The organism is Marinarcus sediminis (SeqCode), from assembly GCF_048571275.1.
In the GTDB taxonomy this organism is placed as follows: Bacteria; Campylobacterota; Campylobacteria; order Campylobacterales; family Arcobacteraceae; genus Marinarcus; species Marinarcus sediminis.
In genome coordinates this window covers 608186-631537 of sequence record NZ_CP182357.1, presented here as the reverse complement: position 1 = coordinate 631537, position 23352 = coordinate 608186, and the positions used below count along the sequence as shown (strand labels likewise).

Annotated in this window: 26 protein-coding genes; 7 read left to right on the top strand and 19 right to left on the bottom strand. The window is 34.0% G+C overall.

What is annotated here, in order from left to right; translation table 11 throughout:
- Window positions 1-17: 17 nt before the first annotated feature.
- The 15 genes from ACNI3C_RS03195 to rpsT all read right to left on the bottom strand — a co-directional run bounded on the left by ACNI3C_RS03195 (window position 18) and on the right by rpsT (window position 13803).
- Entirely contained in the window at window positions 18-677 is a 660-nt protein-coding gene (locus tag ACNI3C_RS03195) for an HAD family hydrolase (RefSeq protein ID WP_419770804.1), read from the bottom strand.
- A complete protein-coding gene (locus tag ACNI3C_RS03190) occupies window positions 674-2206 on the bottom strand; it encodes a peptide-binding protein (RefSeq protein WP_419770803.1) in 1533 nt (510 codons plus the stop codon). Before ACNI3C_RS03190 ends, ACNI3C_RS03195 begins: the two co-directional genes overlap by 4 nt.
- A gap of 125 nt (window positions 2207-2331) precedes the next feature.
- Window positions 2332-2721 (bottom strand): 30S ribosomal protein S9, encoded by a 390-nt coding sequence (rpsI, locus tag ACNI3C_RS03185; protein ID WP_419770802.1) that lies wholly within the window; start codon window positions 2719-2721, stop codon window positions 2332-2334.
- A gap of 5 nt (window positions 2722-2726) precedes the next feature.
- Window positions 2727-3146: a 50S ribosomal protein L13 gene (gene rplM, locus ACNI3C_RS03180; RefSeq protein WP_419770801.1), complete on the bottom strand. Its 420-nt coding sequence runs from the start codon at window positions 3144-3146 to the stop codon at window positions 2727-2729.
- A 76-nt stretch (window positions 3147-3222) separates the two neighbouring features.
- Window positions 3223-4614 carry a sensor histidine kinase gene (locus ACNI3C_RS03175; RefSeq protein WP_419770800.1) on the bottom strand — a complete coding sequence of 464 codons (1392 nt, stop codon included), beginning with the start codon at window positions 4612-4614 and terminating at the stop codon, window positions 3223-3225.
- Complete coding sequence (locus tag ACNI3C_RS03170) at window positions 4608-5282, bottom strand: response regulator transcription factor (RefSeq protein ID WP_419770799.1); 675 nt, start codon at window positions 5280-5282, stop codon at window positions 4608-4610. Before ACNI3C_RS03170 ends, ACNI3C_RS03175 begins: the two co-directional genes overlap by 7 nt.
- The gene (locus ACNI3C_RS03165; protein ID WP_419770798.1) at window positions 5254-5724 is read right to left on the bottom strand and encodes a phosphate-starvation-inducible PsiE family protein; all 471 of its coding nucleotides are present in this window, start codon (window positions 5722-5724) and stop codon (window positions 5254-5256) included. Before ACNI3C_RS03165 ends, ACNI3C_RS03170 begins: the two co-directional genes overlap by 29 nt.
- Window positions 5725-5751: 27 nt before the next feature.
- On the bottom strand, window positions 5752-6420 hold the full coding sequence (locus tag ACNI3C_RS03160; protein WP_419770797.1) for a phosphate signaling complex PhoU family protein: 669 nt from the start codon (window positions 6418-6420) through the stop codon (window positions 5752-5754).
- Entirely contained in the window at window positions 6420-7190 is a 771-nt protein-coding gene (pstB, locus tag ACNI3C_RS03155) for a phosphate ABC transporter ATP-binding protein PstB (protein ID WP_419770796.1), read from the bottom strand. Before pstB ends, ACNI3C_RS03160 begins: the two co-directional genes overlap by 1 nt.
- A gap of 8 nt (window positions 7191-7198) precedes the next feature.
- Window positions 7199-8383 carry a phosphate ABC transporter permease PstA gene (gene pstA, locus ACNI3C_RS03150; protein WP_419770795.1) on the bottom strand — a complete coding sequence of 395 codons (1185 nt, stop codon included), beginning with the start codon at window positions 8381-8383 and terminating at the stop codon, window positions 7199-7201.
- Window positions 8380-9303, bottom strand: a complete 924-nt coding sequence (pstC, locus tag ACNI3C_RS03145) for a phosphate ABC transporter permease subunit PstC (protein ID WP_419770794.1) — start codon at window positions 9301-9303, stop codon at window positions 8380-8382. Before pstC ends, pstA begins: the two co-directional genes overlap by 4 nt.
- Before the next feature lie 64 nt (window positions 9304-9367).
- Complete coding sequence (locus ACNI3C_RS03140) at window positions 9368-11104, bottom strand: GGDEF domain-containing protein (protein ID WP_419770793.1); 1737 nt, start codon at window positions 11102-11104, stop codon at window positions 9368-9370.
- Window positions 11105-11223: 119 nt separating this feature from the next.
- The gene (locus ACNI3C_RS03135) at window positions 11224-12273 is read right to left on the bottom strand and encodes a PstS family phosphate ABC transporter substrate-binding protein (protein WP_419771477.1); all 1050 of its coding nucleotides are present in this window, start codon (window positions 12271-12273) and stop codon (window positions 11224-11226) included.
- Window positions 12274-12432: 159 nt separating this feature from the next.
- Window positions 12433-13500 (bottom strand): peptide chain release factor 1, encoded by a 1068-nt coding sequence (prfA, locus tag ACNI3C_RS03130; RefSeq protein ID WP_419770792.1) that lies wholly within the window; start codon window positions 13498-13500, stop codon window positions 12433-12435.
- A gap of 42 nt (window positions 13501-13542) precedes the next feature.
- Window positions 13543-13803, bottom strand: a complete 261-nt coding sequence (gene rpsT, locus ACNI3C_RS03125; protein ID WP_419770791.1) for a 30S ribosomal protein S20 — start codon at window positions 13801-13803, stop codon at window positions 13543-13545.
- Between the two features lie 86 nt (window positions 13804-13889).
- Here rpsT and glmM point away from each other — a divergent pair, with 86 nt between their 5' ends.
- The 6 genes from glmM to ACNI3C_RS03095 all read left to right on the top strand — a co-directional run bounded on the left by glmM (window position 13890) and on the right by ACNI3C_RS03095 (window position 19526).
- Entirely contained in the window at window positions 13890-15224 is a 1335-nt protein-coding gene (glmM, locus tag ACNI3C_RS03120; RefSeq protein ID WP_419770790.1) for a phosphoglucosamine mutase, read from the top strand.
- Window positions 15221-15673, top strand: coding sequence for a signal peptidase II (gene lspA, locus ACNI3C_RS03115; protein ID WP_419770789.1), 453 nt, complete (start codon window positions 15221-15223; stop codon window positions 15671-15673). Before glmM ends, lspA begins: the two co-directional genes overlap by 4 nt.
- Before the next feature lie 75 nt (window positions 15674-15748).
- A complete protein-coding gene (gene leuC / locus ACNI3C_RS03110; RefSeq protein ID WP_419770788.1) occupies window positions 15749-17017 on the top strand; it encodes a 3-isopropylmalate dehydratase large subunit in 1269 nt (422 codons plus the stop codon).
- A 15-nt stretch (window positions 17018-17032) separates the two neighbouring features.
- Window positions 17033-17650: a molybdenum cofactor guanylyltransferase MobA gene (gene mobA / locus ACNI3C_RS03105; protein WP_419770787.1), complete on the top strand. Its 618-nt coding sequence runs from the start codon at window positions 17033-17035 to the stop codon at window positions 17648-17650.
- Window positions 17651-17771: 121 nt separating this feature from the next.
- On the top strand, window positions 17772-19238 hold the full coding sequence (locus tag ACNI3C_RS03100) for an NAD(P)/FAD-dependent oxidoreductase (protein ID WP_419770786.1): 1467 nt from the start codon (window positions 17772-17774) through the stop codon (window positions 19236-19238).
- Between the two features lie 66 nt (window positions 19239-19304).
- Window positions 19305-19526 carry a hypothetical protein gene (locus ACNI3C_RS03095; protein WP_419770785.1) on the top strand — a complete coding sequence of 74 codons (222 nt, stop codon included), beginning with the start codon at window positions 19305-19307 and terminating at the stop codon, window positions 19524-19526.
- Between the two features lie 38 nt (window positions 19527-19564).
- On the opposite strand, the gene rplT is transcribed toward ACNI3C_RS03095, so the two are convergent.
- The 4 genes from rplT to thrS form a co-directional block, all read right to left on the bottom strand.
- A complete protein-coding gene (gene rplT / locus ACNI3C_RS03090; RefSeq protein WP_419770784.1) occupies window positions 19565-19924 on the bottom strand; it encodes a 50S ribosomal protein L20 in 360 nt (119 codons plus the stop codon).
- A gap of 104 nt (window positions 19925-20028) precedes the next feature.
- The gene (gene rpmI, locus ACNI3C_RS03085) at window positions 20029-20226 is read right to left on the bottom strand and encodes a 50S ribosomal protein L35 (protein WP_419770783.1); all 198 of its coding nucleotides are present in this window, start codon (window positions 20224-20226) and stop codon (window positions 20029-20031) included.
- 141 nt (window positions 20227-20367) lie between these two features.
- Entirely contained in the window at window positions 20368-20874 is a 507-nt protein-coding gene (gene infC, locus ACNI3C_RS03080; RefSeq protein ID WP_419771476.1) for a translation initiation factor IF-3, read from the bottom strand.
- Between the two features lie 29 nt (window positions 20875-20903).
- On the bottom strand, window positions 20904-22712 hold the full coding sequence (gene thrS, locus ACNI3C_RS03075; RefSeq protein ID WP_419770782.1) for a threonine--tRNA ligase: 1809 nt from the start codon (window positions 22710-22712) through the stop codon (window positions 20904-20906).
- Window positions 22713-22833: 121 nt separating this feature from the next.
- Between thrS and ACNI3C_RS03070 the strand changes: the two genes are divergently transcribed.
- Complete coding sequence (locus tag ACNI3C_RS03070) at window positions 22834-23349, top strand: hypothetical protein (RefSeq protein WP_419770781.1); 516 nt, start codon at window positions 22834-22836, stop codon at window positions 23347-23349.
- Window positions 23350-23352 lie beyond the last annotated feature (3 nt).

Genomic DNA, 23352 nt, shown 5'->3' with positions numbered 1-23352 from the left:
ATTTATTAAAGACTAAATTAAGGTTTTAGCATTGATTGAATCAATTTGACTGCTTCATATGAGTTTGAAGCAATATTAGAAGTGTATTGTCTTAACTCATTTTCACTTCCGTATCCACATAAAACACCCACACTCTGTATCTTGGCTTCATTGGCTGCAATTAGATCCAATTTGGTATCTCCAATCATCCAAATGTTACTTGAGTGATGAGTGCATTTCATCAATTCCAGTGTAAATAAAATGGGTTCAGGATGAGGTTTTGGGTGTTGAACGTGTTCACGGCCAGTGATGTGCTCAAAATAGTGACAGATATTCATGTGTTCTAATAAAGGAGCAGAGAGGGAGCCTGTTTTGGTTGTAACTACCGACATTCTTGAAAAGGTTTGTGCCAACTCTAAGGCTTGAACGACATTCTCTAAAAGCAGAGTTTGTTGTTTGGAAATATCTTTGTAGCGCATTTTATAGGCATCTACAAAATCCCAAACGTAGAGTTTATTGACACCTAAGTGCTCAAACATAATATCAAGTGGGTAACCAATGAGTGCTTTGATGTCTTCATCAGTTCCTTTAAAGGTATGATTCATTTTTTCAAATGAGTGATAAAAAGTTGAAACAATGGCATCCGTTGAATCAATTAAAGTGCCATCTAAATCAAACAGCAGGATATTCTCTTTCATTTGTCTCCTTGAGTTTCTTCGGGTTTAATCCAATCGATTTGGTTGTGCATAATGCCAATAAAAGTGGGTTCTATATTTTTAATGGAAGCATTAACCGCACTGATAGAGTTGGGAATATATAAAAACAGATATGGAATATCATCGGTGATGTGTTTGAATATTTTTTTATAATACACACCCAACTGTTTTTGGTCTATGGTGACAGAGGCTTCTTCAATGAGTCTGTCCACTTCTTTGTTGTGATAACCTACAAAATTGAAAGCTCCCTTTTTATCACTTGCACTGTGCCATAAAGGATAGGCATCTGGCATGAGTGCCAACTTCCAACCTAAGAGTATGGCTTCGTATTTTCTTGGGTGCACAACGGTGTTTAAATACGCTTGCCACTCCATGACACGAATATTCATCTTTACCCCAATTTTTGCCAATTGATACTGTATGATTTCAGCTGCATTGATTCTGGTTTCGTTTCCTGTATTTGTAACGGTGGTAAATGTAAAAGGGTGTGTTTCATCATAGCCTGCTTCTTTTAAAAGTGCTTTTGCTTTTTTTATATCTTGTTTGACGGCTGGAATTTGGTCATTAAAAGCAAAACTGCCCGGAAGAAAAGGTCCTGTGCAAACTCTGGCATGTCCAAAAAACAAAATATCAACCAGCTCTTTTCGATTGATTCCCAAAGAGAGTGCTTGACGCACTTTTAAGTCTTGAAATTTTTTATCTTTTAAATTGAATCCCAAATACGCATAAGCAAAACTGGGTTGTTCAATGATTGTATACTCTTTTTTAAACGTCTCATCAATTTGTCTGTCCACTTGAAGAGGGGTTAAGCTTCCAATATCCAATTGGTTCTGTTTTAACATCAAAAAAGAGGTGCTTGGATCGGGTAAAAATTTATAGACAATTTCATCAATTTTTGGACGTCCAAGAAAGTAGTGATCATTGGCAATGAGTTTGATGTCATTTGAAGCGACAAATGTTTTGAGTTTGTAGGCCCCTGTGCCAATGGGGTTTTTATTAAATGAACTGCTCATCATGTCGGGTTCATTTTTTAAAATGTGTTCGGGTAAAATCCCTACCATCCAAATTTGTAAAGCTTTGAAGTAGGACTCTTTATAAATGATTTCAAGGGTGTAATCATCCAGTGCTTTGACCGAGGCCACTTTATTGTAGTTCGACGCAATAGAAGTAAAGATTTTAGGATTGATAATAGAGTGATACGTAAATAGAACATCGTTGGCAGTGAATTTCTCTCCATCATGCCACAAAACATCATGCCTGAGTTTAATAATGAGTTTTAACTTGTTTTCAAAGTGATACGATTGAGCTAAATTGGTTGTAATGAGTCCATTTTTATCGTATTTAAATAAACCATCAAATAGCCAATCACTGATTTCACTGCTGGCACTGTCATTGGATAAAATAGGATTAAGGCGGCTGGGGTTTTCATTGATTGATAAATTCAGCGTACTGGCTTGTATGAGAGTGAATAATGAAAAGTGAATAATGAATAATGAGAGTAATTTTTTCATAAAGTATTGTAGTGTGTTTTTCTAAAAAAAAGCATAAAAAAAGGAGCAACGATTGTTGCCCCTTTTGAAAAATCCAATTATCTTTTTCACAGAAACATTCAATGATTCTGTAAAAAATAAAACGATTAACGTTTTGAGAATTGGCTGCTTTTTCTTGCTTTTTTCTTTCCACATTTTTTTCTTTCAACAGATCTTGAATCTCTTGTAAGTAAACCATGTGGTTTTAATACTGCTCTGAATTGCTCATCGAAAGCAACTAAAGCTCTTGAAATACCATGTTTAACAGCATCAGCTTGTGCAGAGTAACCACCACCCAATGTTTTAACAACAAGGTTAACAGATGTTTCTTGTTTAGCTACTTCTAAAGGTAACATTACTCTTTTTTTAATTGCTTCATGTCCACCTAACCATGCGTCTAAAGATTGACCGTTGATTGTAAGTTGTCCGTTACCAGCTTCTAACCATACTTTAGCGATAGAAGTTTTTCTTCTTCCAGTTGCGTATACTTTTGCCATTAGTCTTATCCTTTAATTTGCGCAGTGTGAGGATGTTCAGCACCTGCATATACTTTTAATTTTTTTAACATTGCTTTACCAAGCGTTGTTTTTGGTAACATACCTCTGGTTGCTAATTTAAATAGTTTTTCAGGGTTGTTATCTATCATGTCAGACATTTTGTGAGTTTTTGTACTACCAAAATAACCTGAGTGAGTATAATAGTTTTTAACGTCCAGTTTAGTACCAGTAAATTTTGCTTTAGCAGCATTGATAATAACTACATTATCTCCACAATCAACATGAGGAGTAAAACAAGGTTTATGTTTTCCTCTTAAAAGTGTAGCTACTTCAGTAATAATTCTACCAAATACTTTATCTGTTGCGTCTATTACTATCCAATCTCTATCGATTTCGTTAGCTTTCGCCATTTGAGTAAATTTCATTTATTTTCTCCGCTTTTATTAATGAGGTGGAATAATAGTGTAGTAATACTTAAGTATAGCTTAATTTAAGCGGAATTTAAAATTTTATGATAAATTTTGAGCCAAAGTTTAATTCACTGATGATTTGCAGTTCATAGTTGTGAATATTGAGGATTTTTAAGACAATAAAAAGCCCCAATCCCAAAGAGTTATTCCAATCATTTTTAGAGACACGGTAGAATTTATTTTTGATTCTTTCTAAATCGGCAGCAGCGATGCCAATCCCCATATCCAAAACCGTGAGACTTTCAGGTGTAATTTCAATGGTAACAACATCTTCTGAATATTTCAAGGCATTTTCGACTAAATTTGAAATGGCAATACTCATGAGCGTTTCATCTAAATTTACACGAGTATCTTCACCGACAATTTTAATGATTCTGTTTTTGTATTTCTGTTTTAAATCACTGGATAACTCTTCACACAATGTTTTTAGTGATGTTTGTTTAAAAAATCCTTCTTGTTTCCCCTCTTCAAGCTTCAAGGTCAATCGTAGCCTGTCAATGAGTGCTGACATTTTGTTGGCGTTGGTATAGATTTTCTTTAAAAAACTCTCTTGCATATTTTTAGGCAGTTGTTTATCTGTAAGAATCGTTTCACTGTAACCAGAAATAATAGCAATAGGGTTTTTAAACTCATGTGAAATGGCAGAGATGATTTCATCTTTTTGTTTATTGGCAACTTTTAATCGGGCAGTGTGTTTTGATTTCATTTTATCTTTTTTGGTAATTTTAACGGCAACTTTTCTTAAGAGTTTTGATATTTCATAAAATTCAAAAGTATAATTTGAGTTGAGATTTTTTAAATTGGCTTTGCTCATTGCCTCTTTTTTGGTTAATTTGGTTAAAAAAAGCATAATTTTATCGGTTTGTAAACGGATTTTATTACTGATAAAATAGATAATAACAAAAGCAAAAATTAAAAACAGAGTAAAAATACCCGTAACTTGCAAGGATAAATTGACAAATCGATCTTCTATATTATTCAAATAATCTGCCATACGAATATAGATGATTTTGTCTTGAATCGTCAATTTTTTCACCACATAAAGCAGTTCTTTATGAATGGTTGATGAAACACGAATGGCTTTTCCTTCCCCCGCTTCTTGCGCTTTAATAATCTCTTGCCGATGGAGGTGATTTTCCATTTTTAATTTGTCTTTATCGCTTTCAGCAAGCACATTTCCAGCTTGGTCAATAATCGTGATTCGTAGGTTGGTCTTCTCTTTAAAGTCATCAACAACTTGGTCTAAATGATCTAAACTTTTTAAAGAGACACTCATGGCATCAATGTTATGAGAAAGGTTTCGTTCAACTTCGTTGGTATAGATGCTTTTAAACCAAAAGTATGTCGTAAGACTCGTGGCAATTAAAATAGAGATAAAAATAAAAATAAATGTTCGAAGAAAAAGCTGATGAATTCTTAGCAAAATATGTAACCTTCTCCCCGAATTGACTTGATATACTCTTTTTTTCCAGAAGGGTCGATTTTTGCTTTTAATCGTTTGATTGCAACATTGACTGTTTTGAGTTTTTTATCGTAGGAGTCTTCCCAAACACTTTCAAGAAGATGTTCCCGGGAAAGCAAAATGTCTTTGTTTCTGATAAACTCTAAAAAAAGGTCATGTTCTAAGTGGGTAAGTTCAAGCTCATTCTCTTTTATGTAAAACTTTTTGTTTGATTTTTTGTAGACAATGTCTTTGACTTTTAAAATTTCAACATCTTTTTTTGTTCTTTTTAAGACAGCATTCACTCTGGCACTTAACTCTTTGAGATTAAAGGGTTTGGTAATATAATCATCGGCATAAGAGTCAAAACCTTCTAAAATGTCTTCCGATTTATCTTTAGCCGTAACATAGATAACGGGGATATTAAAACCCTTTTGTTTCATCTGAGAAACAAACGTTGTTCCATCAATACCGGGAAGGTTTCTGTCCATTAAAATCAGATCAATGGTTTCCTCTTCAAATATGTTTTCAAGGGCTTTACTCACATGAGTAAAGCCAATGGTATCGTAACCATCTTTTTGAAGTGTATACTCAAGAAGTTCTAAAATATCTTCTTCATCTTCAACTATTAGAATCGTATTCTTTTCCAAGTTTCACCTTAGGGTTATCATCTGATATTTTTTTTGCTTTTCTGTCATCTTCATACTCAATAACCGTATCTTTAGATATTTTAATGACTCCAGGAGAGTATTTAATGGATAAAATTCTAAAGATAAAGAATATAAAAATAACTAACAGTAAAAAGGTAATATCAAAATAATCTTTATTTCTGTGTGATGCTAGAATAATAACATCTCTGATTAAAAAGATGATAAAAATATCTATAACAAACCGTAATCGTAATTTCTCTTTTTTAATAAAATCAGAGACCATTTTAACCACTTCCATGATGACGATAAATTCAAGCATCAGGATAATGGCTTTAAAAAACTCTAAGTTTATTGATACAACAACAGTGAAAATAATCGCTGCTATTAGAACTTCGTAGTTACTACTGAAGTATCTTTTGATTTTATATATTGCTCTTCTCATGGCAGTATTGTACCATATTTTTTATGATTAAGCTTGATTAATCTCACCACCCACATGGGCATATAATAACAAGTTTGCAATACTGGCAGCTCTGTCAGCGACTTTTTCTAATCGTCTGAAAGAACCTAACATATCAAAATAATCTTTTGAAAGTTCACGATTTTTAGTGATCATTTTTAAAATATTTTTCTCAATCATTGCATACAAATCATCGGTTTTAGTCTCTTCAACAATGACTTTATGAAAATAGTCTTCAATATCATTGGTATTATCTAATTGAATAATTTCCAATGCGGTTTTGGTTGCTAAAATGGCAGAACGATGCAAGGGAAGAGCATATTCGTTGATTTTACTTAACTCTATATCATGATTGATTGTTTTGGCAATACTTTTGATATAACTTTTTGTGTTATCGCTTGAACGAACCAGTTCATTGGTAATTTTTAAGTATGAAACCAACTCTCTTAAATCTTTTGCTTCGGGTGAATGTAAAGCCAATGTGGTCACAATCAAATTATCAATTTTGTTTGACGTTTGAGCAATGGTCATTAACTCGTTTCTGGCATCCGTAAAAAGTTTAGTATCATTCTTTTCCAATGCTTTAAGAGCAAACTCATTTGCTCTAAGAACTTGTTCACCAATAGTGGTGACTTCTTGTTTTATACTGTCTAATTTATCTTTGTATACGCTTAACATTATCCGAACCTTCCTGTAATATAATCTTCTGTTTTTTTCTCTTTAGGATTAACAAATATCGTCTCTGTTTCATCATATTCGATGAGTTTTCCCAAGTGGAAAAATGCGGTATAATCCGCTACACGTGCTGCTTGTTGCATATTGTGCGTTACGGTTACAATGGTATATTTTTTCTTTAATTCTAACATCAACGCTTCAATTTTTTCAGTTGAAATTGGATCAAGCGCTGAAGTGGGTTCATCCATTAAAATCACTTCTGGTCTTACTGCAATGGTTCTTGCAATACACAATCGTTGTTGTTGTCCACCAGAGAGTGATGTTCCTGGTTGATGTAATTTGTCTTTAACTTCATCCCAAAGACCAGCATCGTGCAGCGATTTTTCAACCAATTCATCACACGCCGTACCTTTTTTAACTTGACTGTGTTTTAAAGGGGCATAGGCGACATTGTCATAAATAGATTTTGGAAAGGGATTGGGTTGTTGAAAGACCATTCCTACTCTTTTTCTCACACTCACTTCATCGACATCTTTGTCATAAATATTTTTTTTATCAATAACAACAGTACCTTCAATTTTTACAATATTGATTAAATCATTCATTCGGTTTAAACATCTTAAGAAAGTTGATTTGCCACACCCAGATGGTCCAATAAGTGCTGTGATTTTATTTTCAAATAAAGGAACGGTGATGTCATATAAAGCTCGATTATCCCCGTACCATAAATTGAGTTGTTGAACATCTACTTTTATTTTATTCTCTTTTGTCATTTTCAATCCTACCATTTAACTTCAAGTTTTTTTCTTAAATATATCGCCAATGTATTGAGCGAAATCAATACTGTCAATAACACCATAATCCCCGCTGCCGTTTTTTCTACATACATTCTTTCAGGCATTCCCGCCCATGTAAAAAGTTGTGCGGGCATAACTGTTGCAGCATCGGTCACCATAGTAGGTGAATCGGGAATAAATGCAATCATTCCAATAATAATCAACGGTGCTGTCTCTCCCATAGCATGTGCTAACCCAATGATTGAACCGGTTAAAATACCGGGGAAGGCCAAAGGCAATACGTGGTCACGTGTCACTTCAATTTTGGTTAAGCCAATTCCATAACCTGCTTGTCGAATTGAGTCTGGAACAGCTCTTAATGCGGCTCTTGAACTGACTATAATAATAGGCAGTGTCATCAAAGCAAGGGTTAATCCACCCACAAGAGGTGAACTTCTTGGTAATCCAAAAAGATTGATAAAAATTGCCAATCCCAAAAGTCCAAATAGAATAGAAGGTATGGCTGCCAGATTATTGATGTTGACCTCAATGATTTGTGTAAATTTATTGTCATCTGCAAACTCTTCGAGGTAAATAGCTGTCATTACTCCAATTGGAAAAGCGAATAACATGGTAATGGTCAGCGTTAAAATTGAACCAATAACGGCCGACTTTAGACCAGCATATTCTGGAATTTTTGAGTCACCATTGGTGAAAAAGATTTTGTTAAATTTCAGTTCAATTTCACCCGATGCTTTTAATTCATCGACCAATTTTTTGTCTTTACGTTTTAATTTATAGTAGTGACCTTTTAAATATTGATCCACTTGATCATCGGTTAATGCCCAAATCTCTTGTGTGGTATTCATAAGTTCAGGGTTGGTGCGAACATGGCTTGGAATATCTCGTGTCCAAGCACGTGAAATAATGCCACGATATTTTCTATCGATGGCTTTTCTTGGGTCTTGAATAGTCTCTTCATTGTAGCTTACCAATACTTTCACATACGCTTGTTCAAAAGCGGGAACTCCTTTTGTAATCATATCAAATAAAAAGAATCCTAAAAAAGCAATTGAAAAGACCAACGAACTTAGGGTAAAGCGTTTGAAAATTCTTGAACTTCTGTGCCTTGCATTTAATGACGGATCATAAAATGGGTTTTTGTTTTTTTGTTTTTTTCTAAAAATCATAATGTATTCACTTTATATTTTTCTTTGAACTTTTTAATCAACATCAATGAAACAATGTTTAACAGCAGAGTGACCACAAAAAGAACCAATCCCAATGCAAACGCAGAGAGTGTTGCAGGTGAGTTGAATGCTTGGTCACCGACAAGTGCATCAACAATACGAACGGTTACGGTTGTCATATCTTCAAGGGGGTTCCACGATAAGTTTGGTCTCAATCCTGCTGCCATAACAACAATCATGGTTTCACCCAAAGCTTTAGATATTCCTAAGAGTGTGGCTGAAATGATTCCAGGAAGTGCTGAGGGCAAAACAACATCTCGAATGGTTTCCCCATAGGTTAAGCCCAAACTTAACGAGGCTTTTCTCTGACTGTCAGGAACAGATCGAATAACATCATCCGACAGAGATGAAATAACAGGAATAATCATAATTCCCATTACAAATCCAGAGGCCAATGCCGAATTAAAAGTGGCTTCCATTCCAAAAAATTCTGCTGCTTTTACAACAAAAGGTGCAATGGTTATGGCGGCAAAGAAACCATACACAACTGTTGGTATTCCTGCTAAAATCTCCAAAAGTGGTTTGAGGTAATTCCGTGTGCTGTGACTGGCATACTCACTCATATAAATGGCACTCCCTAAACCAACAGGAATGGCAACTGCCATGGCAATGAAGGTAATCATAAAGGTACCAGCAAAAATAGGCACTGCACCAAATTTACTTCCTTCAATACCTGGAGACCATTCTGTTCCTGTTATAAAGTACCAAAAACTTCTCATGTGGAAAAACTCTATGGCTTCAAAAAGAATTGAAAATAGAATTCCAAATGTTGTTAAAATAGATATAATCGAAGCGGTAACAAGCAGAAACTTGATGATATCTTCTTTAACTTTGGTGGATTTGTTTTTTGATTCAAACATGCTCAAAAGTAACCTTTTAAAGTATAATTTTGAAGAAGTTTACTTTGAGTTGATTACAGTTTGATTACAAACAGACACCAACAGGCTCATCTAGGCGCTTAGAAACTTTCTTGATTTTTCCTAAAGTGTAATCGAAATTTTTCTTATTGGTATGCGGTCCAATCTCAATGATGCCACAAGCCACACTTAACAGTTTGAACTCTCTTTGAATATTAAATCGATCAACACAGACCATACAACCATTTTCAATGTCTGTTTTATTGTATAAATTGGTGACAGAATGTTTAAACTCTTTTTGAATGGTATACGCTAAGTCATAGACATTTTCATAAGTGTAATCTTTGAATCCAATAAAGAAGTCATCTCCTCCAATATGTCCCATAAAAGAGTCGCTAGGAAGTATTTTTTGTATGAGCTCTGAAAAGATAAGAATAGCACGGTCACCTTGTCTGAAGCCATAAGAGTCATTGAAGGGTTTAAAGTCGTTAAAGTCAAAATAGAGCATGTGAAAGGTATGTTTCTCTTTGATTTGTTTAAAGCTGGTGTAGATAAAATCTTCAATTTGGTTGTTACCCGGCAGTTTTGTTAAAGGGTTTTGATTTTTAGCAATTTCAATGTTTCTTTTATGTGAAAGGGAGAGCAAAGAACCCACTTTAATAAAACCGAAATATTTATTCGCTTTGGTGACAAAAATACCTTTTGAATCGATTTGATTCATGTGATAAATCTCTAAAGTTTTGTCAATTCCCCAAGTAGACTCTACACATAAAGCGGGTTTGACAAACTTACATAATTTACTGCTGTATGAAACATTTTTCGCTAAAGAGAGTCCATATTGAGAATAGGATATTTTTTTAATATCCACTTCATAAATGACACCATTGAGATGGTCATAATTATCAATAATGGGTACAAAAGTATTTTGTGGATTGTTTTTAAAGTAAACAAACAAGTCATGCAGCGAAGTATTGATATTAAGAGGGGCAATCTCTTCAATGAAACTGGCATCAATTAAGTTTTTGTTTTCATCTCGCCGATCTTGTTTTAAAAGTTTAACAATATTTTTGTAAATGGGGACAATATCTTTGGTAATAACCGTAGGTCTTTGTACCAAAAACCCTTGAATAAAATCTACCCCCATATCTTTACATGTAAAGTATTCCGCTTCTTTTTCAATGCCTTCAGCTACAACTTTCATTCCCATGGTGTGAGCCATGTCAATAATGGATGAACAAAAAAGTTTTTTCTTAGAGTCGTTGTTGACGTTGGTGATAAAAAATCGGTCAAGTTTAATAATATTGGCTTCGCTAAAGTAGAGCAGTTTGAGTCCTGAAACACCAATACCAAAATCGTCAATGGCAATAGAGTAACCATCTTTTTTATATTTATCAATCATTGAAGTCAGAGCATTTTGCTCAATCATGGTACCTTTTTCACTCAGTTCAAAGCAAATGGCATCTTTTTTCAGACCATACTCTTCTAATATTTTTGAGGTTTGACCTTGTGGAGAGTTTTTACTGTAGATAATTCGATTGTCCAAATTATAAAAAAGTTTGACATGTTCAATGTCGAGTTTTTTGAGTTTTTGAATGGCTTTTTTTCGTAATTCTAAATCAACTTGATAGAGCAAATCATCTTCAAAAGCACAGTCGAACAAATCTTGAATATTGTGATAATCGGTGGCAATTTCCACATTTCTTAAGAGAGCTTCAACTCCATAAATTTTCCCCGTATAGGTGTGAATAATAGGTTGGAAGGCAAAATCTAACTTTTCAAGAATTTTAATCCATTTGCTCAACATACGAAATCCTTTGTAAGTTAGCTCATAATCTCATAATTAGATCTTTGCTTTTCGTTCGCGTAAAAAAGTATAAAGATCTAATTATGGGATTATAAAGAGGGAGGGCTCCTCTTTATAATCTATTTTTTCTTTAAATCTTCGATTGTAAGTTTTGTTCTTTTTGCAACAGAAGTTCTGATTGCATCTCTTGTAGCATCTGGAAGTGGAATCAGACCAATTTCACCTAAAATACCATCTTTACCAATCATATTTTCACCCATAAACATCTCAACATATTTGTTCATTGCAGGAACATCTTTCGCATGAGAGTTTTTGATGTAGAAGTATAAACTTCTAGAAATTGGGTATGTAGCAGCTGAAATTGTATCTGGAGTTGGTTCAACACCATTGACTTTAGCACCATTTAATTTATCGTCATTTTCAATTAAGAATGAGTAACCAAAAATACCAAATGCATTTTTGTTTTTAGTCAATTTTTGAACGATAATATTGTCGTTTTCACCTGAAGGAACATACACACCATCTTGTCTGATTTTGTGATATTTTTTGTACCCTTTGTTTGCTACTTTATCCGCTTCATATAAAGAGGTATACTCTTTCATATGTTTAAACGTATCTTTCATCACCATATCTTCAAATGCATCTCTTGTACCTGATGATTTTGGTGGTCCGTAAATGATAATTTCTCTTGATGGTAAAGTTGCATCAATGTCTGACCATTTTTTATATGGGTTTGGAATGAGTTTTCCATTTTTATCTGGAACTTCAGCAGCAACAGCTAAAGCCAACTGGTGTTTATTAATAGAAAAAGGTTTGTTTGATTTGTCTTGAGCAAATGCAATACCATCAAAACCAATCACCGCTTCAGTAATATCAGTTACTCCATTTTTAGCACAAAGTTCAAACTCAGAACTTTTCATTCTTCTTGAAGCATTGGTAATATCAGGAGTATTTAAATCAGCACCTGCACAAAATAGTTTCATACCACCACCTGAACCAGTTGATTCAACAACAGGTGTTGGGAATTTAGAAGTTGCACCTAATTCTTCAGCCACAGAGCTTGAAAAAGGATAAACAGTAGAAGAACCAACAATTTTAATTTGGTCTCTAGCACTTAACGACACAGTTAATGCAGCAGTTGCAAGCAATGCAATAGCACTTTTTTTAATTTTCATATTTTCTCCTAAGTTCTTTAAATTCAGTTACGAATTTTTTGGATGTTGAAATTGTAATGGAGATTGGTTACAACTGGGTTACTTCATAAAAATATAAAAGGCAGATTTAAAAAGGAGTTTTTCTAAAAAAGAGTAAAAAAAAGCAAGTGGATTTTATAATCCGCTTGCTTCCATAATTCGAGCTTGGTGATCCGCAATAAGTGGATCAATGATTTCATCAAAAACACCATCTTCCATGATGTTTTCTAATCGGTATAATGTTAAGTTGATTCGGTGATCACTGACTCGGTTTTGTGGATAATTATAGGTTCTAATTCTTCCACTTCGATCACCAGTTCCCACTTGTTCTTTTCTGTCTGCACCCTCTTTTTGCTGTTTTTCTTGCATTTCAAGGTCATAAAGTCGAGCTTTTAAAACTTTCATCGCTTTTTCTTTATTTTTGTGCTGAGACTTTTGGTCTTGGTTGGTAACGACGATTCCAGAAGGTAAGTGAGTAATTCTTACTGCACTGTCTGTGGTGTTTACAGATTGACCACCACACCCACTGGAACGCATTACATCTATTTTTAAATCATTTGGGTTAATTTCAATTTCGACGTCATCTACTTCTGGCATTACTGCTACAGTGATAGCTGATGTATGAACTCTTCCTTGTGATTCAGTTGCTGGAACTCTTTGTACTCTGTGTGTTCCACCTTCGTATTTAAGTCGGCTATAAACTTGCTCACCTTTTATAAGAAAAACAAGCTCTTTATATCCACCAGCTTCACTCTCACTTGAGCTCATTACTTCAACTTTCCAGCCTTTTAACTCTGCATATCTTAAGTAACCTCTAAAGAGATCACCTACGAAAATAGCAGCTTCATCTCCCCCCGTACCAGCTCGCAATTCTAAATAGATGTTTTTGTCATCATTTGGGTCTTTTGGCACAAGTAGAATTTTAATGTGTTCTTCAAGTTCTACTTTTTTGGGTTCAAGTTCTTTTAGTTCTTCTTTTGCAAGTTCACCTAACTCATTATCATCAAGCAACATTCTGTTCTCTTCAATATCCCCAAGAACTTTTAAGTACTCTTTTGTAGCAGTAACAATCGGTTCTAGGTTTGACTGTTCTCTTGAAAGATCAGTCATTCTTTTAATGTCGCTGGTAATGTTAGGCGAAATCAACAATTCATTGATTTCATTATAGCGGTCAAGAAAAGGCTGTAGTTTATCTTGTAACATTCTTTTTCTTAATTCAACACTGTTTTAATTGGTTTAAAGCAATTATAGAGCGTTAACCTTAACTTGTAATCTGCTTACTTTTCTAGAAGCATTACCTTTTTTTAAGATACCTTTAGACACACAGTGGTGTAGGTATTTGTTTGCTGTTTTAACAGCTTCAACTGCTTTTTCTTTATCAGCAGCATCAACCGCAGCTAAAACATCTTTTGTGATGTTTTTAATTCTTGTTTTATAGAATCTGTTTCTTTCAGTTCTAATTTTCGTTTGTCTCGCTCTCTTTTCAGCAGATTTGTGATTTGCCATTTGTGTTTAACCTCTTTGTAAAAAATTTAAGGGTAGAATAATACAGAATATATCTTTAAATGAAGTTTAAACTTAGGAAGTTGTTAATGAAACTATTTGGAACAGACGGTGTTAGAGGGCAAGCTGGTGATTTTTTGGATGCTATGACAGCAATGAAATTGGCAATGGCAGCGGGAATATTTTTCAGAAAACAGTCATACACAAACAAGATTTTAGTAGGCAAAGATACAAGACGAAGTGGCTATATGATTGAGAATGCCATTGTAAGTGGTTTGACTGCGGTTGGTTATAATGTGATACAAATTGGGCCAATGCCAACTCCTGCAATTGCATATTTGACAGAAAGCATGCGATGCGATGCTGGAATTATGTTGAGTGCTTCTCACAACCCTTTTGATGACAATGGGATTAAGTTTTTTAATCATAATGGAGATAAACTGGGCACTTCTTGTGAAGAGGAGATTGAGAAAATCTTTTTTAATGAAGAGTTACTGAGAAGTTCTCAAGTTACAGGTAAAGAGATTGGGGCATCAAAAAGAATTGATGATGTCATTGGACGATATATCGTTTCTATTAAGAGCTCTTTTCCCAAAGAGCTCTCTTTAAATGGGTTAAGAATTGTTTTAGATTGTGCCAATGGTGCTGCATATAAAGTGGGACCAACCATTTTAGAAGAGTTGGGTGCTGAAGTCATTGTTATTAACAATAAACCAAACGGTTATAATATCAACGACGATTGTGGTGCACTGCATCCAAAAAATGTGGGGAAAGTAGTGGTTGATGTTCGAGCAGACATTGGAATCGCCCTTGATGGAGACGCAGACAGATTGGTAGTTGTAGATGAAAAAGGTCAAGTCGTACATGGCGATAAACTCATTGGGGTATTGTGTGTTTATTTGCAAGAACAAAAACTTTTAAAAGGGAAAACGTGTGTTGCTACAGTGATGAGCAATAAAGCCTTAGAGGACTATTTAGCCAGTTTTGAACTCAAACTCAATCGAACCGATGTGGGAGATAAACATGTTCTGATGGAGATGAAAGATAACAATTTAAACTTTGGTGGGGAACAAAGTGGGCATATTATTTTTGGTGATGTTGCTAAAACAGGAGATGGTTTGGCTTCAGCCTTACAAGTTTTGGCATTGGTGATTAAAAGTGGAAAACCTGCCAGTGAAGTGTTAAATGCTTTTGAACTTTATCCTCAATTATTGGTGAATTTAAGTGTGACTAAAAAAGTTCCTGTAGATGAGATTGAAGGGTTGGAAGAAAAACTTCAAGTCATCAGAAAAAATGGAATGAGAGATTTGATTCGTTACTCTGGAACGGAGAATAAAATACGACTTTTACTTGAAGGTAAAAATGAAAAAGAAGTTAAAGTTGCTATGGACGATTTAGTAGATTTTTTTCAAAGTAAATTATGAAAAATATAAAAGTTGTTACTCTGTTTGTGACACTTTTGCTTATTGACCAATACATCAAAGCACTTTTTGTAGCTGGATTTGGTTGGGAAAGCAGTTGTATCTCTTTGGTCTTGACATACAATTATGGTGTTGCTTTTTCTATGTTTGCATCTCTTGCACACTATTTAAAATATATACAAATTGCCCTATTGTTCATGGGGGTCATGTATCTTTATTGGAATAAAAATGTGTATAATTATTATGCCTTTGCTGTTGCCATATTGTATGCAGGGGGTATTGGAAATATCATTGACCGATTTGTGCATGGTGGTGTGGTTGATTATGTCTATTGGCATTGTGGTTTTGATTTTGCCATTTTTAATTTTGCAGATGTGATGATTGATTTGGCAGTGGTATGGATACTTTGGTTACAGTATCAAGCATCAAAAATTGCAAAAGAAGAAAAGTGAAATTTGGGGACTTAAATTATTTTTGGATATAATCGCAAAAATCAGTTAAAAAATTAATAATATAGGTAAAAAATTATGGGACAAACGATAACAGAAAAAATATTCAGTGAACACGTAGGACGTGAAGTTTATGCGGGTGAAATTGTAAGAAGTCCAATTGATATGGTCATTGGGAATGATATTACTACACCCATTTCAATTAAAGCATTTGAAGAGGGTGGTTTTGAAAAACTTGCCAATCCAGAAGGGTTTGCCATTGTATTGGATCACTTTATTCCAGCTAAAGATATTGCCAGTGCAAATCAAGCAAAAATTTCAAGAGACTTTGCATACAAACATAATTTAAAATATTTCTTTGATGAAAAAGATATGGGAATTGAACATGCACTTTTACCTGAAAAAGGGTTGGTATTACCAGGAGATGTTATTATTGGTGCAGATTCGCATACTTGTACACATGGAGCATTAGGTGCATTTAGTACAGGAATGGGAAGTACGGATATCTCTTTTGGAATGATTACAGGGGGAAACTGGTTTAAAGTGCCTGAATCTATTAAAGTGGTATTTAACGGTAAACCAAAAGAGTATGTTACGGGGAAAGATTTAATTTTAGAAATTATCAGAATCTTAGGTGTTGATGGTGCTTTATATAAAACATTAGAGTTTACTGGTGATACCATTCAATACTTAAGCATGGACGATCGATTCTCTTTATGTAATATGGCGATTGAAGCTGGGGCAAAAAATGGAATTGTGGCATACGATGAAATTACCAAAGAGTTTTTAGACTCAAGAGAGAGTTTACGAGCAGAACCTAAAATTCATTACAGTGATGATGATGCAAATTATTGCCAAGAAATTGTTGTGGATGTAGCCTCTTTAGAACCGGTGATTGCATACCCATTTTTACCTTCAAATGGTCATCCTGTGTCACAAGCAGTAGCAGATGAAATCAGAGTTGACCAAGTATTCATTGGAAGTTGTACGAATGGTCGATTGAGTGATTTTAAAGTGGCGGCTGAAATTTTAAAGGGTAAAAAAGTGGCACGACACGTGAGACTTATTTTGACACCAGGTACTCAAAAAATTTTAAGAGACGCAACAAAAGCGGGTTATATTGATACCTTAGTAGATGCAGGAGCAGTGGTATCTAATCCTACATGTGGTGCATGTTTAGGTGGATATATGGGGATTTTAGGTGATGATGAGGTGTGTATTTCTACAACCAACAGAAACTTTGTTGGAAGAATGGGAAGCCGAAGTTCAAAAATATATTTGGCCAACTCAGCCGTTGCAGCCGCAAGTGCTATTTCTGGATACATTACAGACCCAAGAGCGCTCTAAATATATGAGTAGGCAGTGAAAAAAGATTCAGCCCAACTGCTTTTTAATACAATCCCCATCGTTATTTTGTGCGGTGGAAAAAGTTCACGAATGAAAGAAGACAAAGTACTTCTTCCATTCGGAAACGACACTACTCTTATTGAATTCCAATACAAGAAATATCAAAAAATATTTAAAAATGTCTACATCTCTTCAAAAAATCATACATTTAATTTTATGTATAAGAGAAGTAATAATATAATTTATGATTATACTTCTGCAATCTCTTCTCCTTTGATTGCGTTAAAAACGATTTTAGAAAAAATTGAAACTCCAAAGGCAGTTATTATTCCTGTGGATACTCCTTTTATCTCTTCTCAAACACTCAAAACACTTATTGAAGAATCTGAGAACTATGATATTACTGTCGCTAGAAGCAAAAGTGGGACACATAATTTATGTGGTGTTTTTTCTAAATCGGTTTTAGAAGACCTTGATAAAATGATCGATTTAAACATACATAAAATTGCTTATCTTTTAAAACAATCAAATACAAAAGAGATCTTTTTTGAAAATGAAGATGAATTTTTAAATATGAATACCCCTACAGATTATGAAAAAGCACTCGAGAAAATAAATTTTTTTAGGCAATAAAAGAGTAAGTGTGTATATAAGTTATAGTTATAATAAAAATAAACCTGTTAAGAAATTTTTAAGTTTAATATTATGAAATTTAAGATAATCTACGCATATATTTAAACGTAAAGGAATTCAAATGATGAACAAAGATCTAAAAGACTCTTTAGAACTTCTAGATAATGAGTTAAAAAAACAAGGTATTTCAAGAAGAGATGCTTTAAAAATAGCAGGATTAAGTTCAGCATCATTTCTAATGGGTGGAACAGAACTTGAAGCTTCGACAACACTACAAGCAAGTGATGTGAAAGCTAAAATTGTAATTGTTGGAGGGGGACTTGCAGGTATGTCTACAGCTGCAAGACTGACAAATACATTATCGAATCCAGATATTACAGTAATTGAGCCAAATCCTCAATCTGTATCATATCAACCAGGAAATACGTTAATTGCATCTGGAATTTATACCAAAGATGATGTAATGTATAACACAAAAGATTTTACGCCAAATGGTGTAAAAGTTATTCAAGACATAGCTGTCGAGTTTGACCCAGACAATAATCAACTTACAACAAAAAAAGGTGAAGTGGTTACGTATGATTTCTTAATCATTGCAGCAGGTTTAAAATTGAATTTTGCTGCCATTAAAGGTTTGGAAGAAGCGGGAGAAGCTTATACTGCAGGTGATGCATCTGAAGTATTAAAAGTGTTTGGTGATTCAGGTGTAAGTTCTATTTATATGATGGATGGAGCAGTTGCTACTTGGCAAAATATGCAAAAATTTGTGGCAGAAGCAAAATCAGGTAAACAAGTTAAAGGTGTATTTACACACCCAAATACTGCCATTAAATGTGGTGGAGCTCCTAAAAAAATCATGTATTTAACAAATGCAAGATTGAATGAAGCAGGTGCGAGAGCCAATGCTGAATTAACGTTCTATCCAAATGGAGGAACGATGTTTGGTGTTCCTGAATATCATGAAGCCATTGTAAAACAGTTTCAAGCAAGAGATATGAAATGGAATTATAACCACAATTTAACTGGGGTTGATTTAGAGAAAAAAATTGCAACATTTGATCACCATTGGAAAGAAAAAGGTGAATATGATAAAGATTTAGAAGAGTTTTCAATGGTAACAAAAAATGAGAATGTTGAAGTACCATTTGACTTCTTACACATTACTCCTCCAATGAAAGCGCCAGATGAAATTGGTAATTCGCCATTGGGTTCATCAAAAGGGTATGTACCTGTTAATAAAGAGACACTGCAACACGTTAAATACAGCAACGTATTCTCTTTAGGAGACATTGCAGCTGTTCCTATGGGTAAAACAGGTGGAAGTGTTAGAAAACAATATAAAGTCGCTGTAGACAATATTGTAGCTGCGATGGAAGCAAAACCATTAACGGCTAAATACGCTGGATATACGGTATGTCCACTTATTACTGATATTGGTAAAGTTATGTTGGCTGAGTTTAACTGGACTAAAAAACCTACACCATCTTTTCCATTAGATCCAACTCAAGAGAGATATATTTGGTGGTTAATGAAAGTCTATATGTTAAGACCAATGACAATGTATGGAATGCTTTCTGGTAAAGCATAATTAAAAGTTAACGTTTGACTTTATTGCCTCAAGGTAACACTTGGGGCTTTTTTATTTGGAACAGATATGAAAAAAGAGTTATGGGTATTTGTGAGTATTTTTTTGGTGTTAAGTTTGGGCATGCATTACAAAGAGTGGTTAACGTCCCCTTTCGAACATATTGTGCATTTAAAAAGTTCAGGAGCTTATGGAATTGGAGCAATTCATCCTTTGATATTTACTCTAATAGTATATTTGATAATAGGCTTACCCAGAGGAATAGTAAAATTGATTAAAAAAAAGGGTTGAAGGAGACTTCAACCCTTTTTTAATTTGCAAATTTAAAATTATTTAGTTAATGCAGCTTTTGCAACTGCTACAAGAGCAGTAAATGCAGCAGAATCATTCATCGCCATATCAGCTAAAATTTTTCTGTCTAATTCAATCGCAGATAATTTTAAACCATTCATGAATCTTGAATAGTTAATATCATTTAATCTACAAGCGGCATTGATTCTTACAATCCAAAGCTTTCTGATATCTCTTTTTTTCTGTCTTCTGTCTCTATAAGCATACACTAAAGAGTGTTCTAATTGTTCTTTCGCTTTTCTAAAGTGTTTTCTTCTACCACTAAAAAAACCTCTAGCAGCTTTTAATACTTTTTTGTGTCTTCTTCTTCTAACTACACCAGTTTTAACTCTAGGCATTCTATCTTTCCTTTACCGTATATTGTTTCAATAATAGGTGTCGACTTTCATCGAACTTGTCCATTGTTTAGATGGAGGGACATGTAACTATAAAAATTTATAGATTACGCTTGGTTTAACATTCTTTTAACTCTTGCAACATCTACTGCAGCAATTGTTTGAGGTTTTCTAAGATTTCTTTTTCTTTTTGTAGTCATCTTAGTTAAAATGTGGCTTCTAAAAGCTGATCCTCTTTTAATAGAACCATTTTTTTTCACTTTAAATCTTTTTAAAGCTCCACTATTAGATTTCATTTTTGGCATTTGGATTCCTCCTTTTAAATTTGCAATTTCCTTAAAATATAGAAAAAGTTCGCAATAATACTTAATTTAAGCTTTAATTTTGGTTAAGTGTAAGGAGTATTGGAGCAGCCTGTAAATTTATTTACAGGCTTTAAAAGTGTGTCAGTTTTTTCTTTCTTCTTTTTTAGGAAGTGCCATCATATTGACATATCGTCCTTCAAGTTTTGGAGGCTTATCCATAACAGCAATATCTTCAACCATTGGCCAAATTTTGAGTAATACTTCTATACCAGCTTCAGGATGTGCCATCTCTCTACCTTTTAAAAATACTCTAAATTTTACATGGTTCCCTTCTTCAAGAAATTCTCTGGCATGTTTAACTTTATAGTTAATATCATTTTCAGCAATTTTAACAGAAAGTTTAATCTCTTTAATCACGATAACTTTTTGTTTTTTCTTTGCCTCTTTTTTCTTTTTTTCTAATTGGTATTTAAATTTACCGTAGTTCATAATTTTTGCAACAGGAGGTTGAGCATCTGGAGCTATTAGAACTAAATCTAAACCTAAATCTTCTGCCAGTTGCAATGCATCTCTTGTTGGAATGATGCCATAGTTCGTACCATCATCATTCATACACCTTACTTCTTTTGCAGTAATTTCTTCGTTCATTATTGCATCATCTTTTTTTGTTTGTTTACTCAAACTTCGCTCCCACTTTTAATTTCTTTTAATAGAGTTAAAAACTCATCCTTGCTCATATCACTTTGTTCTCTTGTTCTTCTGTTTCTTAAGGCGACTTTTTGGTGTTCAACTTCTTCATCACCAATAACAACAATCATTGGAACTCGTTGTTTTTCAGCTGTTCGGACTCTTTTATTTAAACTTTCATTTTTATCAAATATTTTAGAATCAATTTCTAATTGCAACAACTCTTTTTGTAACTCATGTGCATACGCCTCATGCGCTGGTGCAATTGGTATAAAAATGACTTGAGTTGGCGCAATGATAAATGGAAATTCTCCTCCACAATGCTCTGTCAAAATTCCAATAAATCGTTCAAATGAACCTAAGATAGCTCTGTGAATCATCACAGGTTGCTCTTTATTTCCCTCTTCATTGATATATTCTGCTTGGAATCGTGATGGCAAGTTCATATCCACTTGCACCGTTCCACACTGCCATTTTCTTCCAATAGCATCCAAAATCTTAATGTCGATTTTTGGACCATAAAATGCTCCTCCACCTTCATCAATTCCATATTCGATGTTATTTTCATCCAAAGCATTCATGATACCTTGTGTTGTTTTTTCCCAGAATATATCATCACCAATGGCTTTTTCTGGTTTTGTTGAGACTTCAATTTCATATTTAAAATCAAACATTTTCATAATAGCATCAACAAATTCAAGCACTTCAAAGATAACCTCTTTGATTTGATCTTGAGTACAAAAAATATGAGAATCATCTTGAGTAAACTCTCGAACTCTAAAGAGCCCATGCATTACTCCCGATTTTTCATGTCTGTGTACAACCCCATACTCAAAAAGTTTCAATGGCAAGTCTTTATACGAAACCAATTTATTTTTAAAGATTTGAATATGACCCACACAGTTCATAGGTTTAATCCCATACTCTTGTTCGTCAATGGTTGTAAAATACATGTTCTCTTTATAGTTGGCGTAGTGACCAGAAATTTTCCACATTTCAGCTTTTAAAATTTCAGGCCCACGTACAGGCTCATATCCTCTGATTCGGTGAGCTTTGTATAAGAGGTGTTCCAATTTACTTCTTAATCTTGCACCATTGGGTAACCAAAGAGGCAATCCTGCACCTACATCATCGCTGAATGTAAAGAGTTCCAGTTCAGTTCCCAGTTTTCTGTGGTCTCTTTTTTTAGCTTCCTCTAACATGGTGACATAGTTATTGAGTTCAGCTTTGTCAAAAAAAGCAATACCATAGATTCGAGTAATCATCTCATTGGCTTCATTCCCACCTACATATGCACCCGCAATTCTGGTGAGTTTAAAGGTTCGTACCATTCTGGTATTGGGCACGTGAGGTCCACGACAAAGGTCTTCGAAATCGCCTTGTTTGTAAATTGTTAATGAATCAGAGACTATGTTTTTTAAAACAGCTTGTTTTAATTCATCACCTGCAAATTTCTCTTCAATCTCTTTTCTTGAGTATTCACGTCTTTCAATCGGAAGTTTTAACGCTGCTAGCTCTTTCATCTTTTTTTCGATTTTTGGTAAATCTTCATCATTGAGTTTTGAATTGATTTTAAAATCGTAATAAAACCCTTCTTTAATCACAGGGCCGACAAAAAATTTAGCTTCCGGATACAGTTCTTTGATTGCTTGTGCCATCAAGTGAGCACATGAGTGTCTTAAGATTTCTAAAGCTTCTTTTGAGTTATCTGCTTTGATTTCCTCGCCTTTAATGTTTAAGGCTTCTGCAGTTTGAAGGTCGTATATTTGACCCTCTTTCAATACACCAATTGGTTCCAATAAGTTCCTTTCTTATATTTTTATGCAATGTTTATATGCAAACTTTTTATAATTTAGCAATATTTTAGCTTAATAAGACTTAAAAGTTTGTGGTGTAATAATAAATTGGTTACAATGGCTTATGATTTTAAATATATCAAAAATAAAAACAGAAGCTTTGTTGCTTTTTTGCAGAGACATTATTAACAGTTATAAAGATTCAGAAATGGAATTGTTTCATGTTGAAAGTGAGCTTGATGAACATATTAATAAGATAACCATAGAGATATTAACACAAATAAATTATGTGACCAAGCCCTCAGAATTTTATCTTCGAGACAATCCCAACAGTTCAACTAAAGCCATTTTAAATGCATACAACTATTTGAACAACGCCTTAAATAAAACATTGGAAACACACAAAGCATTTAATCCAGCCATGCTCTATTTTTCACTTTTAGCAACATGGTTTGCAGAATTGCAAAAAGAGTCAAAATCTAAAGAGTATATCTATTTTATCATCTATCCTTATGCCAATGTTTATGACAAAATGTTGGTTAATATCAAAAATCAAGAGTTTAAAGCGTTAAATATATCGATGATAAATGTAGCAGAGAAGATTATTGTAGGATTCAATCAATATCCATTGATGAAATAGAAA